This window comes from Stenotrophomonas sp. STEN038 (assembly GCF_056759895.1).
Map to the genome: position 1 here is coordinate 133,287 of NZ_JBRRDW010000001.1, position 14,796 is coordinate 148,082.

Consider the following 14,796-nt stretch of genomic DNA (forward strand, 5'->3'; position numbering starts at 1 on the left):
TGTCAATGAAGATCATGCGTGCCACTGAAGAGGCGGCCTATAGCGTCGCTTGCGAAGAGGAAGCCGCCCATCACTACGGATACACGCTGTCCAACTGGGACCGCACCGTTGTATGGGTTCGTGGACTCGTCTGCGGATGGACTGGCAGCAGCGATCCCATCAGAGGCCGATTGCTTGCATTCCTGAAACGGGCCATTCGCCCAGCTGCTTGATTGATACACCCCGCCAGAAGACTTCTGGCGGTCACAACCACCCCGCCGGGAAGCAATGCCTCCCGATGGGGAGCGTGCTGCCCCGGCATTCTTTGAGGAGCAACACCCATGAGCAAGTTCATCGCCATCTTCCAGGCTGAGGCCGATTCGATGGGCCACATCATCGTGGTCGATCCGCAAGGCCCCATCGGCTGGGACACCACGGAACACATCCAGGAGGGCTGTGAGGACATCTACCTCGCGGGCCCCGGCGAGCACACCGATACGCTGCGTGATTTCAAGGAAGCGCCGGCGTGGGCTCGCAACTGGAATGGGCCGTTCACGGTCCGCGTGGAGAAGATGACGGACGAGCAGGCCGAGGCCTATCTGGCAGTTCATGGTGAGGTGATGCCGACCGACTCGGTCGCCATCCCGAACCTGACCCAGATGATCCCCGACGCCGATGGCGTCTTCGGGCGTGCATTCCGTCATGCGTTGGAATCGGTGGCGCTGGCCATGGCCGGCGAAGGTATCGACCAGGGCGTCATCGCCAGGGTCCTCACCACCGTCCTGGACGCATACGGCAACAACGCCGATACCGCCAAGGGGCCGGAGGAGATCGAGGACATGCTGGTTGTCTCCACTGGTCACCTGCCGCCGGAAGAACGTGAGGCCATCGACGATGGTCGATTCGAGCAACCGGGTGGGCCGATGGTGTCCATGACCCGCGAACATGGCTGGCTGATCTACGTCAGGAAGCCGGTTCACGATGACGAAGTTGCACCTTACGAGGCGGCACTGAATGCCACCTCGCAAGGCTTCCGCGGCATCATCAATCGTGCAATAGGCCTTGGCCTGCACTGGGTCATGTTCGATAGTGCCGCCAATCCGCTGGATGGCATCCCGACGTATGACGACCTCGGCAACATCGAAGCCGACTAACGTCAAATCGTAGTACCCACAAGCCCTACCCCCTTGCGGGGGTGGGGCTTTTTTCGCAACTCGGATGCGCAACCCCGGCTAATTAAAGGCCGGTTGGGGGGCAAGCGCCCGCTGTGGAGTTGACACAATCCGAGGCTAACCACCATCGGATGAGCCTGCATGAATCCCACACCCATTACCACCGAGTTCGAGATCAGCTGCCCCCATTGCGCGCGGGCGCTCGTCCAAGTTGGATCTTCCGGTTGCACGGGTGTCGGTCAGCAGTTCTGGCTTCGTGACGGGGATGAGATCCCGGAGATTCACGATAACTTGCCGGCCGATCACAAGCAGATCGCGCTTTCCAACATGCTGAGCATGGGCCAGTGCTGGTCGTGCTTCAACTACTACTACGCCATCGAATGCACCTTCATGCCAGGCGCCGAGGAGGAAGTGCTGATCGACTGGATGGGCGGGTTTGTCGCCGACAAGGGCGAGCCTGTGTACCTCACCTGCCGTGCAGACGACAGCTCCGCGGCTTGGCTCCTGACTTCCATCGATACTGAATCGGGCACCGTGCTTGAGCACACGATCGGACCGTTCAAGCTGGAGCGCCTGTCTGATGTTTCGGGCCCTAATGGCGTTTCCGCCTGCGGTTCCAAGGCCCGCAATGCGCCCTGGGTGGATGCGCGTGACCTGGTTCTGCAGCGGTTCGAGACTTTGCAGAAGGTCAACACCGCAGCCTTGGCCGCCTAACGCCTCCATTTCCAGCAACTTTCGAGTGACATGGCAGATGGGATGCTGATTGCATGACCTCGCTACCTCTCCCCAATCAGCAGCAGCTTGGCCAGTGGTTCACCCCTCGCTGGGCTGCTGAAGCCATCGTTGAAAACTACTTCGCCGACCTTGGCATATGGGATCGGGTGATTGAGCCGTCCTGCGGGGACGGCTCATTCCTCAGCGCCATACCGGACTTCGTGCCGGCAGTGGGCATCGAGATTGATCAGGCCGTCGCTGAAGCAGCGCGTCGTATCACCGGCCGGCAAGTGATCACCGGCGACTTCACTACCTGCGAGCTTCCCTTCGCGCCTACTGCAGTGATCGGAAACCCTCCCTTCACCCAGTCGCTGATCCAGCGCTTCATTGATCGCGCCTGGAGCGTGCTTCCTGACGAAGGCCGGTGTGGGCTTCTCCTGCCGGTCTACGCCCTGCAAACCCCTTCCGTTGTTGAACGCATGGCCTCGAAGTGGCACCTCCGGACGGACCTTATCCCGAAAACACTCTTCCCAAAGATTCGCCTCCCATTGTGCTTCGCTGTCCTGACGAAGGGTAAGCGCGGCATGGTGGGACTGTCACTCTATAGCGAGACGTATGCGGTATCGAAGTTGCAGAAGAGATACCGCGCCCTACTTGCCGCAGGTGAAGGGTCTGTCTGGGTTGCTGTCGTACGTGCTGCCATGGAGCAACTCGGTGGAACCTGCGAGTTGAGCGCGATCTACAAGGAGATCGAGGGCGTCCGCCCGACTACGAACCAGTTCTGGCAGCCCAAGGTCAGGCAGACGGTTCAGCGCATCGCTTCCCGCGTCGGTCCAGGTCGGTGGTCACTGAAGTCCCCTGCACCAGTTGCAAATCCCGGCGCACAAGCAGCATGAGGATGTTGAGCGCCTTCGCTGCCGTTATGCGAGCCATTGGCGTGATGCAGCGCCACGAGCCGGTCATGCCATCGCCTCCAGGGGAGCAATCCGCCTGGAGAGGGCCGCGCCGCGGAGCAGTCGTCCTGTTCGTGGACATAGACGGCGTTCTCCACCGCGCTGAGAACGGTTCACTGGAGTTCGCACCGGTTCTTGCTCGCGTCTTGATGGAATGTCCGCATGCGGACGTCGTGTTCTCGACAAACTGGCGCATCAACGCATCCCCTGAGTTCCTCATCAATCTTCTGCCGGCCGAGGTGCGTGACCGCATCGCCGGCGTCACAGGGGTGGTGGAAGGTCAAAGATTTGAGCGCGAGATCGAGTGCATGGACTACGCACAGATGCACGGTGTTGAGCAACTTTTGGCGATCGATGATGACGCCACACTGTTCTCACCTGGCTGCCCCTTCTTGTTCAAGACCGAGCGTTACGACGGCTTGAACGATGAAGCCGGCGCTCGTCTCATTTCACGGATCAATTCTCTATGAGCTTTCTGCAAGGTGACCTGTTTGCCCCCGTCCTCGAGGCCTATGTCGAAGCAGGGTCGTGCGACCTGAGCAACGATGTCCTCTACAAGTCAGTGGCTGCTAAAATTGGCCTTGACGAAGCCCTGATTGATGCGAAGACGCCGATCGGGAAACCCGGCCAGATGCATTCGGTGTTCAAGCGCGCTGTGCGCTGGCATCAGCAGACCGCAAAGAAGATGGGGCTGCTGGAGCATGGCGACAGCCGTGGTCTGTGGCGCATGGCCAACGTGACTAAGAAAGGCCTGTGCGAGGCGCCGGCTGGTGTGAAGCTGATTGGCTTCTCCACCAAACTTGGAATTGCCATCTGGGGCGAGTGCAGCACGGTGTTGGCCGGCCTGGATCAACCTATAACCGCGATCATAACGTCGCCGCCTTACTTGCTTTCAAAGCAACGCGATTACGGCAACCCGAAGGGTGAGCAAGAGTACATCGATTTCATCACGCGATGCCTTGAACCAGTCATCGCGCACCTCGCACCTGGCGGCAGCTTGTGCCTGAACATCTCCAACGATTCTTTCCTGCCTGGACTGCCCGCGCGATCGTTGTACCGCGAGCGTCTGCTGCTGACTCTTGTCGACCGATTCGGGCTTTTCAAAATGGACGAGATTCCCTGGTGGAATCCAAGCCGGCCACCCGGCCCGGTGGCCTGGGCCTCGAAACAACGCGTCCAACTAAACTCTGCATTTGAAGTGGTTTATTGGCTTACCAACGATCCCACCAAAATCACCAGCGACAATCGCCGCGTGCTTGAGCAACACACCCGAAAGCACATGGAACTGATGATGGCGGGCGGCGAGAAGCGCAACAAGTCGTACGGCAATGGTGCCTACACGCTACGCGATGGTTCCTTCAGCAAGGTCACCGAAGGGCGGATTCCTAGGAACGTCCTCGTGCGCGGTCACAACTGCGCGGATACACGACAGTACCGCCGCGATGCCGAATCGTTGGGGCTGCCCATCCACGGCGCGATGTCGCCACTGTCCGTCCCGGAGTTCCTGCTCAAATTTCTCACTAAGGAAGGTGAGCTCTGTTGCGACCCCTTCGGCGGGACTATCAAGTTGGGCATGGCTGCAGAACGCAACAACCGCAGATGGATCGTTGTTGAGCGGGTACTGGACTACATCCGCGGCTCAGCAGAGCGATTCCGTCACTTTGATGGGTTCCAGATGAGCCCGGCGATGGAGGCATTTCGTGGCGCCGCGGCCTAGCCGTTTCAGTTCCAGTGAAATGCCATTCCCCACTTCAGAACAGGAATAGGTGTACCCCACCATGAGCGAGCCGTTGGCGGCGATTCTGATTCCGCTTACATCCTTCGCAGCACGGGCGGTGCAGAAGTCCGCCCAGGCTGACTCCGCCAAGATTCCCGTTATAGGGAGGCCAACCTCGGCCAATATCTGCAGGGCGCATGTCAAGCCCTCCAGATTTGCCGCGCGGTGCCGATATGGGTGACTCGACACGGCAGATCATATGGACGTGCGCTTTACCTCATCACTCCAATGCGTCTTTCTCGATTCGGCCAGCGTGCGAATTGACGTTATTGGAATGTTGACTAAGAGCGGGAGTCTCAACTCCAGTACGAAAATATGCTCAGGGAAAACCGAGACAGACATCACATCCGGATGACATATCCTGAATGTGATGCGCTAACTCATAGTCGGTGGGAAAATCGACGCTAGGACATCGCCCTAGGACTGGCTCGATCTCCCACTTTTCATCAGGACGGCGGAGCGATTCTCGCACGGCATTCCGGTGCGGGCTTAGTGCTTGGCTGGAGTGAGTGCGGGTTGGAACAGGAAATGGATCAGGTAGAGATTTACAAAGTAGTCACGGCAGGGAAGCGCCGGCGGTACCCCGCCATTGTCCGGAAGGGATTGTTGGGTAAGGACTGCGCTCGTGGAAGGTGCCAGGCACAGTTTTGCAAAGAGCGTTCCAGTTACGTTCGCGCATGGCTGAACCCCGACAACGTCGGGCAGTACACAACCTCTGCCCTCAACGGCGTCCGGTACTGCCGCACACACACTGAGGCGCTTGCAGCAGCGTCGCAATTGCCGGTTTTTCGCACCCGCGCTGATGTCAACGCCTATCACACTGAAGTAGTGGCGCACGAACAAGTATTCCCCACTGAGAGCGATGCGATCGTCGCCGATCCAGATAGATCGGTCAGATTCGTGGGCCCGCATGGGTTCATCATCATTGCGCCGCACGGCCGGATTGACTGCGAATCCCTGAACGGCACAAGCATTCCTGCTTGTTGCATCGCCGAGGCCCGGCACCTGGTTGGGATGTCAGGAAAATCATCTGTAAGTCGCCACGCTCCCGGATGCCACATTGGTGACGACATCGCACATACGCGCGAGATGGCGTCCCATCGGCGATTGACTACGGCGCCGCATGCTAGGTCGCCCGTGCGCTACTGAGTCCGACGCGCAACCGACTGCCCATTGACTCCAGTTAGGCAGTCACACCTTGGCGCAACTGCCAATAGGATCGCGTAGCCGGGACACGCTCGCACCCGACATTCCAAAAGGACACAGATGAAAAAGCAAATCCTTCTTGTCGCGGTACTTTTAGCGACGAGCTTCACGTCGGCCGCAGCGGACTTCAACGGCCAGGTAGTCGGCGTGATCGACGGCGATACGGTTGATGTCCTCTCTCCCCAGCTGCAGAAGCAGCGGGTGCGACTGATTTCCATAGACGCCCCTGAGCGTTCCCAGCCCTTCGGCGCTCGTTCAAAGCAGGCGTTGTCGGACATGGTTTATGGAAAGCAGGTCATGGTTATCGACCATGGCAAGGATATGTATGGTCGCCAGCTCGGCGAAGTGATGGTTGGCACTGCCAGCGCCAATAAGGCGATGGTCCACCTGGGACTGGCATGGGCCTACCGGCCGAAGCTCCAGGACGAAAGCTACTTGCAGATCGAGAACACTGCACGCCAGGCCCAGCGGGGGCTGTGGGTTGATACCAACCCCGTCGCTCCGTGGACCTATCGCCGAGAACAGCGACAGAAGCCCGCATCAGGCACAGCGTCCAACTAGGACAACGGCGATTTCCACAACCGGCGTGCTCTTGGCTTGAGTTGCAACACAAGAATCCTCGCGTTGACCAATAGCATTCGCAAGCTGCACGAATTTTGTTCCAACTTTTGAAACGAATCGAAAGGGCTAACTTGGACTCGTGATCTAGCTGATGGCCACAACGGCACAAAGCAAATCGCAGCCAACTAGGTGAAAGGGATCGAAGCCTCGGCTAAGTGACCAAAACCACCGCCAACCCATAATTACAACTGGAGTGCTTTACTGATGAACCGTTCCCTGCTCGCTGCAACCATCGCTTCCTGCCTGATCCTGACCGCCTGCGGCGGTGGTGGTGGTGGTGGCAACGTCAAGAATGATCCGCCGCCGCCGGTCGTGCCGCCCGTCGTACCGCCGGTAACTCCGCCGGTAATTCCGCCGGTGACCCCGCCTGTAACCCCGCCGATCAGCAGCCGCTACACCGGCGAGAGCGACAACCTGCTGGTCGCCACGAATGTTGACCTGGCCCACAAAGCCGGCGCCAAGGGCGCGGGTGTGACTGTCGGTGTGATGGACGACTACCTGCAGGCCAGCTATGCCCCGCTCAACGGTGAAGTCGATTTCTACAAGGACTACTCGTCCTCGCCGGGCACCCCGGAATCGGCTAACAACAACCTGCGCGGCCACGGCACCATCGTCTCCACCCTGATCCTGGGCAACACCAGCGGCGAGTTCGACGGCGGCGTTGCTCCGGATGCAGACCTGCACTATGCCCGCATCTGCGCTGAGAACAACTGTGGCACCAACGCTGCCCGCGCTGCTGCCGCGGATATGGTCGCTGCTGGCGTCAAGATCGTGAATTTGTCGCTGGGCAGTCACTACACCGTACCGAGCGACATGACGAATGCCGCTGCGGCATGGAAGTACGCAATGGATCCGATCGTGCAGGCCGGCGGCCTGGTGATCGCCTCGACGGGCAACGACGGCCAAGTTACCCCGTCCTTCCCGGCTGCAGCCCCGACCCTGGAAATGAGCCTGCGCAACAACTGGCTCGCCGTGGCTGCCGTTGATGTCGATGCCAAGGGCAATCCGATCGGCCTGTCCAGCTACTCGAACTTCTGCGGCACTGCATCGGCCTTCTGTCTCGTTGCCCCCGGCACCTACACCGCGCCGGGCCTTGCTGACACCGTGTATGAAGGCCGCGTCTCGGGCACTTCCATGGCAACCGGCACTGTGACTGGCGTGGCTGCTCTCGTCTCCGGTGTGTTCCCGTGGATGACGGGCGACAAGCTTCAGCAGACCCTGCTGACCACCGCCACCGACTTGGGCGATGCCGGCGTCGATGGCAAGTTCGGCTGGGGCATGGTCAACGCCGAGAAGGCCATCAAGGGGCCGGGAGCATTCCTGACCGATTGGGGTATCGGTGTAACCGGCGAATCGACCTTCGCCAACGACATTGGCGGCACCGGTTCCCTGACCAAGAACGGTGCGGGCAAGCTGACGCTGGCAGGCAACAACACCTACACCGGCAGCACCACCGTTCTGGACGGCACCCTGAACCTGACCGGCTCGGTGAAGTCCAATGTGCTGGTCGGAAACAGTGCCACCTTCGAGTCGCATGGCGGCAAGATCAACGGCGACTACGGTGTCATCAACACCACTGGCAATACCGCCATCCAGGTGGGCAAGGGTCTGGACGTGTCCGGCAAGGCTTCGATCAAGGGCAACCTGATCCTGCTGCCGGAAGCGAGCGGCTACACCGTGGCCAGCACCGAGAAGATTCTGACCTCTGGTGAGTTGGATGGCACCTTCAATGATGTGAAGTACGCCAACAACTTCTTCTGGACTGCCTCGCTTACCTACGACGCCAAGAACGTAACGGCCAGCCTGACTCGCGCATCGGCGGCGGCAAGCGCCCTGTCCATCGGTGCTCCACAGTCGGTCATTGACGGTGCTGCGCAGGCCGACTCGCTGGTGGCGTCACTCGACAAGCATGTTCTCGCCGGCAATACGACCCACCTGGGTGGCCTGCTGTCGGCAACCGGCTCGCTGCTGTCGGTTTCCGATGCTCATGCCGCCGCCTCGCTGGCAACGCTGACTGGTCAGGTGCATGGTGTCGAGCGCACCTTGGGCGTCACCACCGCACTGAACGATCTGCGTATTGCCGCTGATCGCCTGCCGTATCTGGCCGGTACGCTGGCCCCGACTGCATGGGTGCAGGGTGAGTACCTGGACGGCGAGCTGGCCCGTGACGGCTACGCCGCCGCCGACTACGACACCTCCTCGCTGACTGTCGGTGTCGATGTGCCGGTGGGTGGAGCCGATACCGTGATCGGTGGTGCGCTGACCTCGGGTAAGCACCGTGCCGACATTGCCGCCTCGGCAAGCCGCCTGGACGCCAACCGATTCGCCGTTACCGGTTACGTCTATCAGCCCATCGCTGACGGCTACCTGTCCGGTGTGGTGTCGTACGGTCAGGCTGACGTGGACACCCACCGCACCGTGATGGCCGGCAATGTAGCCGAACGGGTCAGCAGCAACCGCGATGAGGACATTTTCAGTGTCCGCGTGGAAGCCGGTCTGAATCTGTTCAACGGCCTGTCCCCGTTCGTCGCTATCGGCAACGTGTCCCACAAGCAGAAGGGCTTCAGCGAGTCGTCCGAGTTGGGTCTGGGCCTGGCTGCTGGTGACGACAAGGTGAGTGCCACCTTCGCTGATGCCGGTATCCGTTTCCGTCAGCAGCAGGGTGCATGGACGTTCGATAGCCTGCTGGCCTACCGCAACGTGTTCTCGGGTCGCAACACCGATTTCGCGGCGTGGTTCACTGGGCTGCAGGACGCCAAGTTCACCGTCGCGGGTGAGCCGATCTCGGCAGAGGCCGGCCGCGCATCCTTCGGCGTCGGATACAACCTCTCCACCAACGTGATGTTCTACGGCAATGCCGGTGCGGAACGCGGTGCGGGCAACGCCAGCAACGTCAACGCAAGCGTCGGCGTCCGCTGGAAGTTCTAAGGCCGGGTCAATTCGGTAACGTCCCAGAAGGCCCCGCACTGCGGGGCCTTCTCTTTTAGTGAGTGCTGCAGCTTCAACACGTCGTCCACTGGGGACTTCGCCGCCGGTTGGTGCCCTAACCCCGGTCCAAAACACGGCAGATACGGTGCGTGATTGTGTCTATCGCCCGGTATCGTGACCGCACGTGGAGATCATATGAAACGTCTAATTATTGCCATCCTAGCCATTGCAGCATCGTTCACTGTGTCGGCCAGCGGGTTCGTACCCCCCGAACAGGCTTTCGACATGTTCTTGTCCAGCCAGAACGGCAAAACAGCTTTGGTGGTCAACGTACAGCCAGGCTTCGCGCTCTACCGCGAGAAGCTGGTTATCAAAGCGGACGGGGCAACCATCTCAAGCCTGTCCATACCGCACGGCGAGCTTGTCAACGACCCAGATCTTGGTTCGTCGGAGCTGCTGACTGGCCAGGTAGTAGTCACATTCGATGTGAACTCAGCGCAGACACCGGGTTCAAACGTTCTAGTTCGCTACATGGGCTGCAAACGCAACGACTACTGCTATCCACCGCAGACAGCGATGTTGCCTTTGGTGCCCCGGTGAGTCTGCCACCCACCGCTATCCGGCCTGGTCAGACCTACTCAAGTAGAAGCACCAAACGTTCACCCCGCAGGGTCATCGCCATTGGCCCAGAGCATCGACCCTTGGCCAGCGAGCAATCGCCTGCTTGCGACGACTCGCTCGGGGTTCTCTACCTACTACCGAATGGCGCGCAAGGCCGCGCCACGCTGTCGAGCTTCATCCAATGGGCACACGCTGTCCACAGCGAATCTCGGCCGTCCTGATATCGACTTGTTTCCACCAAGTAAGCCCGGCGGATCTCCGCCACAACCCCAATGGAGTAAAGCAACACAATGAAGAAGTCCCTGATCGTCGCTTCCCTGCTGGCCGGCTTCGCCTTCGCCGGGACCGCTTCGGCGAGCCCGCTGAACTTCAACTATGTCGAAGCCGGGTACTCGCATACCAGCGTGGATGACGGCATCGATACCAATGGTATCGGGGTTAATGGCTCCTGGTCGCTGGGCCGCAACTTCCAGATCATCGGTGGTTTCTCCGGCGCCGAGGGTGATGAGTACGGCGTTGAACAGGAGATCCAGAACTGGCACCTGGGCTTCGGCTACGCCTACCCGATCGGCGGCTCCACCGCTCTCCACGTGCGTGGCTACTACGACCACTCCGAGAATGATGTGACCGTGGACGAATTCGATGGCCTGGGCCGACTGAAGGGCACGCTGGAAGCGCAGAGCACCGTCGCTGAACTCGGACTGCGCCACTCTTTCAGTTCTCGCTTCGAGGGCTGGGTCTACGGTGGCTTCACCAAGATCGACAGCTTCAAAGTGAAAGACATCAGCGTTGATGGTGCAACCATCGATGCCGACACCAACCTGACCAGCAGCCTGTCGGATGACGAATCCACCTACGGCCGCGTCGGTGGTCTGTTCAAGATCAACCGCACATGGGGTGTCGGCGGTGAAGTGAAGGCTGACAAGGACTTCACCTCGTACACCGTGGGCGTACGCGCCTCGTTCTGATCCAGTCAGGACTGCGGTAATTGAGCGCCAGGCAGAGATGCCTGGCGCTTTTTGTTAGTGACAGTTGTGCCAGCCATGATGCTGCAAGGGCTATATCTGGGCGACACTTTCGCGCAGCCTTAAAGTGACGGGTCACAATATTGTTACGAAGTTGCCCGCGCCTACCGCTTTCGCTCAAGGGCTGCACCAGTGCGTAAGCACGGATGACGCAAAGCACTGACTGTGCTGCACCTTGTTCGCCTTGATCCTATCGAGATGCCACAGCGCAATCTCGATGCTCCTCAGTGTAGCCACCTGCACTGAAGACCAAGCTCCTTTGTTTCTAACCCATAGTCCGAAAGGCCGAGTTGAGCCATCCCGCTACGCCGGATGGCTGTGACAATCATCGCTATCACTGGAATCCAGACAAGGTCAGCGATGCAGACGTCGCCGAAATACATCCAAGCCGTGAACATGCGCAAGCCAACCACCTTCCAGGTGCTGGTCAGGATGATCTGTGCCTCTCTGGGAAGGATCCCACATTGACCATGTTCGACAACTCCCAGGATGAGGGACCCAACTTTGTTGATCCCTCGCTTGAGCACATTTGTATCGACCCTGACGCCGGCCTCGTCGCGGGCCTCCAAGTGCATTATCAAACCATCGTTGACTGCAATGAGGCAGTGCTTTCGGTCGAGGCACTCGTCCGCCTTCACGTGGGCGCGCGGCAGATCAACGCTGAAGCCGTTGTTCGCCACTTCCGGCGACGCGGGATGCTGTGGGCGCTAGGAAAAGCAGTGCATCAGCTAGCGATCAGAGAGTTCGCACAAGGCGTGGGCCTGCTCGCTGGCATCCCTGCATTGCATCTCAACGTCTCCGCGGAAGAGCTGTCCGCACCGGGTTTCAATGCGCAGCTGCTCACGATGTTGGCAGTCTATGGCGTCCCGGCATCATCAATAACCCTGGAGCTAACCGAAGACGCGCCTCTCCATCTAACCCCAATTGTTAGTGCCCGCGTGAAAACGTTGCTGGATATGGGAATGGGGTTGGCGGTAGATGACTTTGGCACAGGCCACAATCAGCTTCTCGTTCTGCGAGATCTTCCAGCCACCCACTTGAAGATTGACCGCCAGTACATCGCCGGCATACGGCCTGGCGACAAGATAGTGGGCGGTATCATCAGAATCGCACATGACCTAGGGATGGTCGTAGTTGCTGAAGGAGTGGAGGAGCGGCAGCAACTGCATATCCTGGCAGAGCTGGGGTGCGATCAGTTCCAGGGCTACTACTTCAGCAGGCCCTGCCCCGCAATCTTTTGCTAAGAAAAAGGGCCGCGATATGCGGCCCTTCCTTTCACTTCCCCTGCCCGCCCTTGGACAATGCCCCGCCGCGGCGTAGACGTGGCTTTTCAGCTGCGATCTCTAGCGCGGCAGGTTCCTGCGAGCGCTTCTTGCGAACGTAATGAGACAGGGATGCCCTGAGCACCTGGGCCCGCACGCTCTCTGCGGTTGGGTCGATCCTTCTCACCTTCGTTACGGCCTCATTGAGGAGCCGCTCCGCTGCTGGTGTGAGCGTGATCGTTTTCGCGGTAGTCAATGCGATCTTTGCTTCCCCTGCCCCAACGCGAAGAGCGAAGTCCGGGATCTGGACAAAATCTCTGAGCGAGTCCTCTACCCAGTGGGCGACACCGCGAAGTCCATACTCTTCCCGAGCAAGCGAAATGAAATCATCCCTCAGCTCGGTGGTGAGCTTGAAGGTGGTTTGCTTGTTGTACGCCCGGCGCGGCTTGATTTGACTTTCAGCTTGCTTCATTGAGCTGCTTACCCAGATTTTCGACCATACGCTTCATGAGTTCATTCACTTGCTTGACATCATTGAAGTCAACGCCGTTGACGAACTCAGCACCCATTACTCTTTCGACGATCATCCTTGACACTGCCGTGTTAGCAGTCTTGATTACTACGTTCCTGACTGGTCGAAAGACACGCTTTCCGTTGGCACGGGGAGAGTTTGCCGGCGGCGGCGGGACACTACCATCGCCTGATTCACTGTTGGTGCCGGCGTTGCCATCGGCCGCGTCAGATGGTTCCCCGCCCTCGCCCGCTACACCCGATACCTCACCCATGGTCGCCAGTTGTTCGAGCGCGGCGTCGAGTTCAGCACCCTCGAAACTTGCAACCTTGGCCGCGTCTCGAAGTGCAACGATCGTCCCATTGAAGATCGCCATCCGTACTAGATGCGGCCCAGCCAGAACAGCTGACCACAGGTAAGCATTCGAGCGGCCCATGCCCGCGGTTTCCTTCAGGAAGCCGAGTACAGCCTCCTTCGAGGAAATTTCGATGTTCTCCTCGTCAAGCATGTGAAGGATGCCCTGCAGATTGTCTGCAAGTGACGGGGCTTCGCGCTGGTGGTTCTCAACCCACTGCTGCAATCGGACTTTGGGGTCGCGATCAATCACGCAGAAGACAGCCTGCTCTTCAAGGAGCCTGTGAGCAAGCAACCGCCGCTGACCTGATGAGAGGTGATAGAACTCGCCGCGCCGATAGACGACGCAGGGGTTGATTAGCCCCGCTGACTGGATGCTTTTCGCCAGTCCCCAGAGCTTTTCAAGGAAATCCCGCTTTTCTTGCGCATGCGGGACGGAATCCAGGATCTCGGCGCCTGGATTGTCCCAATCAACGGGGATGTGCCGATGATTGTTAGGGTCACGCACAATCTTCGACAGCGGAATCATCTCGCTGTTCTTAACCACATCCTTGCTGGAAGACATGATCGCCGAGACGTTCTTTGACGCCTGGGTCTGTTTCGCAAAGAGGGCTCTTTTTCCGCCGCCGCCAAGGCTCGTCATGCGAGCTCCTCGGCGGAGCTGTTAGCGTTCGCATCTGATTGAGTTGACTGTGCGGTGATCCTCTCACCGAGTTCAAGCTCCATTCGTTCGGCGATTTCGGCGCACGCGGCTTCAGCTTCTTTACGTGCAGCGTCGCCCTTCGGGAGAAAGAAGATGCTGCGCCCGAAGTTTGCTTCGTGATCCATCTCGCTGAAAGCTGTTCGCTGGCCCAAATGGTGAGTCAGTACCGCATCCTTCAGTGCGCTATCTTCACGCAGCATCTTGAGTAGCCCCTCGTGAAGGCTAACGTTGGCTCTAACGCGGTTGGGAAGAATGCCTACCAATTTGAGCAGATCATCATCCTGGCGGTTCCGATTTTCCTTCCGGAACAGCATCATCATGCCCTGCAAACCTTCGATGCCCTGAGGTTCCGGCATCGTGGGGATGACAACGTGGGTGGCAGCCCGCAAGGCGCTGGTAGTCAGCGGACCCTTATCTGGACTGGTATCAAGCACAACGAGGTCATAGTTCGCGGCAATTTCAGGACCGCGAAGGAATGCGCGCATGCGCTCGTGGATCTTATCCGCCACATCCTCTTCTTGCACACGCTCAACCCGGCGCAATTCGTCGCCCTTACCTGGAATGATTTCCAGGTTCGTGAAAGCGGTGTCGTACGCGTACAAGCGATCCGGATTGGTGAAGATGTTGGCGGTGCTGGAGATACCGTCCCAGCCCGCATCTTCAGGGTTGTCGGAATCGAAATCCGGATGCACGGGGGGCAAGATGCCGTCCGGATCCGAGGGGTCGCGCTGCATCATCAGATACCGCTGCGAGAGACTGCACTGCGGGTCCAGGTCAAGGAGCAATGTGCGCACGCCATGCAGGGATGCGTACTCCGCAATCAGGCGGGAGGTACTCGTTTTTCCGGTACCGCCCTTGTTTTGACTAACACTCAGAATTTTCATGGGTTTCCCCCGTCAGTGGCGTCTACTGGGGAAATACGGTATACATGCGCTAGCGGCGTGTCAATCAGATCATCTGATTAGGTATC

13 protein-coding genes are annotated in these 14,796 nt (G+C 59.2%); 10 read left to right on the plus strand and 3 right to left on the minus strand.

The annotated features are described in order from the left end of the window. Positions 1-320: 320 nt before the first annotated feature. The 10 genes from ACVOLS_RS00760 to ACVOLS_RS00805 all read left to right on the plus strand — a co-directional run bounded on the left by ACVOLS_RS00760 (position 321) and on the right by ACVOLS_RS00805 (position 12,240). Positions 321-1,133 (plus strand): DUF5983 family protein, encoded by an 813-nt coding sequence (locus ACVOLS_RS00760; RefSeq protein ID WP_481544028.1) that lies wholly within the window; start codon positions 321-323, stop codon positions 1,131-1,133. A 159-nt stretch (positions 1,134-1,292) separates the two neighbouring features. Then, positions 1,293-1,865 carry a hypothetical protein gene (locus ACVOLS_RS00765; RefSeq protein ID WP_481544029.1) on the plus strand — a complete coding sequence of 191 codons (573 nt, stop codon included), beginning with the start codon at positions 1,293-1,295 and terminating at the stop codon, positions 1,863-1,865. A gap of 53 nt (positions 1,866-1,918) precedes the next feature. Then, entirely contained in the window at positions 1,919-2,761 is an 843-nt protein-coding gene (locus ACVOLS_RS00770; RefSeq protein ID WP_481544030.1) for a DNA methyltransferase family protein, read from the plus strand. Positions 2,762-2,763: 2 nt separating this feature from the next. Then, positions 2,764-3,288 carry an HAD domain-containing protein gene (locus tag ACVOLS_RS00775; RefSeq protein WP_481544031.1) on the plus strand — a complete coding sequence of 175 codons (525 nt, stop codon included), beginning with the start codon at positions 2,764-2,766 and terminating at the stop codon, positions 3,286-3,288. Next, the gene (locus ACVOLS_RS00780; protein ID WP_481544032.1) at positions 3,285-4,535 is read left to right on the plus strand and encodes a DNA methyltransferase; all 1,251 of its coding nucleotides are present in this window, start codon (positions 3,285-3,287) and stop codon (positions 4,533-4,535) included. The genes ACVOLS_RS00775 and ACVOLS_RS00780 overlap by 4 nt, the downstream gene beginning before the upstream one ends. 1,326 nt (positions 4,536-5,861) lie before the next feature. Beyond that, positions 5,862-6,362 carry a thermonuclease family protein gene (locus ACVOLS_RS00785; RefSeq protein ID WP_481544033.1) on the plus strand — a complete coding sequence of 167 codons (501 nt, stop codon included), beginning with the start codon at positions 5,862-5,864 and terminating at the stop codon, positions 6,360-6,362. A gap of 264 nt (positions 6,363-6,626) precedes the next feature. Further along, complete coding sequence (locus tag ACVOLS_RS00790) at positions 6,627-9,350, plus strand: S8 family serine peptidase (RefSeq protein WP_481544034.1); 2,724 nt, start codon at positions 6,627-6,629, stop codon at positions 9,348-9,350. Between the two features lie 195 nt (positions 9,351-9,545). Further along, positions 9,546-9,950, plus strand: coding sequence for a protein-disulfide reductase DsbD domain-containing protein (locus ACVOLS_RS00795; protein ID WP_481544035.1), 405 nt, complete (start codon positions 9,546-9,548; stop codon positions 9,948-9,950). Positions 9,951-10,261: 311 nt separating this feature from the next. Further along, on the plus strand, positions 10,262-10,939 hold the full coding sequence (locus tag ACVOLS_RS00800) for an outer membrane beta-barrel protein (RefSeq protein ID WP_481544036.1): 678 nt from the start codon (positions 10,262-10,264) through the stop codon (positions 10,937-10,939). A gap of 347 nt (positions 10,940-11,286) precedes the next feature. Further along, the gene (locus ACVOLS_RS00805) at positions 11,287-12,240 is read left to right on the plus strand and encodes an EAL domain-containing protein (protein WP_481544037.1); all 954 of its coding nucleotides are present in this window, start codon (positions 11,287-11,289) and stop codon (positions 12,238-12,240) included. Between the two features lie 31 nt (positions 12,241-12,271). Here ACVOLS_RS00805 and ACVOLS_RS00810 read toward each other — a convergent pair whose 3' ends face one another. The 3 genes from ACVOLS_RS00810 to ACVOLS_RS00820 are packed head-to-tail and all read right to left on the minus strand — an operon-like array spanning position 12,272 to position 14,710. Continuing rightward, entirely contained in the window at positions 12,272-12,730 is a 459-nt protein-coding gene (locus ACVOLS_RS00810) for a hypothetical protein (RefSeq protein WP_481544038.1), read from the minus strand. Continuing rightward, positions 12,717-13,766, minus strand: a complete 1,050-nt coding sequence (locus tag ACVOLS_RS00815) for a ParB/RepB/Spo0J family partition protein (RefSeq protein WP_481544039.1) — start codon at positions 13,764-13,766, stop codon at positions 12,717-12,719. Before ACVOLS_RS00815 ends, ACVOLS_RS00810 begins: the two co-directional genes overlap by 14 nt. Beyond that, positions 13,763-14,710 (minus strand): ParA family protein, encoded by a 948-nt coding sequence (locus ACVOLS_RS00820; protein WP_481544040.1) that lies wholly within the window; start codon positions 14,708-14,710, stop codon positions 13,763-13,765. Before ACVOLS_RS00820 ends, ACVOLS_RS00815 begins: the two co-directional genes overlap by 4 nt. Positions 14,711-14,796: the final 86 nt, after the last annotated feature.

Coding starts and splice junctions, on each gene's coding strand:
- ACVOLS_RS00770 (WP_481544030.1), top strand. CDS start 1,919: ATGACCTCGCTACCTCTCCCCAATCAGCAGCAGCTTGGCCAGTGGTTC.
- ACVOLS_RS00760 (WP_481544028.1), top strand. CDS start 321: ATGAGCAAGTTCATCGCCATCTTCCAGGCTGAGGCCGATTCGATGGGC.
- ACVOLS_RS00780 (WP_481544032.1), top strand. CDS start 3,285: ATGAGCTTTCTGCAAGGTGACCTGTTTGCCCCCGTCCTCGAGGCCTAT.
- ACVOLS_RS00765 (WP_481544029.1), top strand. CDS start 1,293: ATGAATCCCACACCCATTACCACCGAGTTCGAGATCAGCTGCCCCCAT.
- ACVOLS_RS00810 (WP_481544038.1), bottom strand. CDS start 12,730: ATGAAGCAAGCTGAAAGTCAAATCAAGCCGCGCCGGGCGTACAACAAG.
- ACVOLS_RS00815 (WP_481544039.1), bottom strand. CDS start 13,766: ATGACGAGCCTTGGCGGCGGCGGAAAAAGAGCCCTCTTTGCGAAACAG.
- ACVOLS_RS00800 (WP_481544036.1), top strand. CDS start 10,262: ATGAAGAAGTCCCTGATCGTCGCTTCCCTGCTGGCCGGCTTCGCCTTC.
- ACVOLS_RS00820 (WP_481544040.1), bottom strand. CDS start 14,710: ATGAAAATTCTGAGTGTTAGTCAAAACAAGGGCGGTACCGGAAAAACG.
- ACVOLS_RS00795 (WP_481544035.1), top strand. CDS start 9,546: ATGAAACGTCTAATTATTGCCATCCTAGCCATTGCAGCATCGTTCACT.
- ACVOLS_RS00790 (WP_481544034.1), top strand. CDS start 6,627: ATGAACCGTTCCCTGCTCGCTGCAACCATCGCTTCCTGCCTGATCCTG.
- ACVOLS_RS00775 (WP_481544031.1), top strand. CDS start 2,764: ATGTTGAGCGCCTTCGCTGCCGTTATGCGAGCCATTGGCGTGATGCAG.
- ACVOLS_RS00785 (WP_481544033.1), top strand. CDS start 5,862: ATGAAAAAGCAAATCCTTCTTGTCGCGGTACTTTTAGCGACGAGCTTC.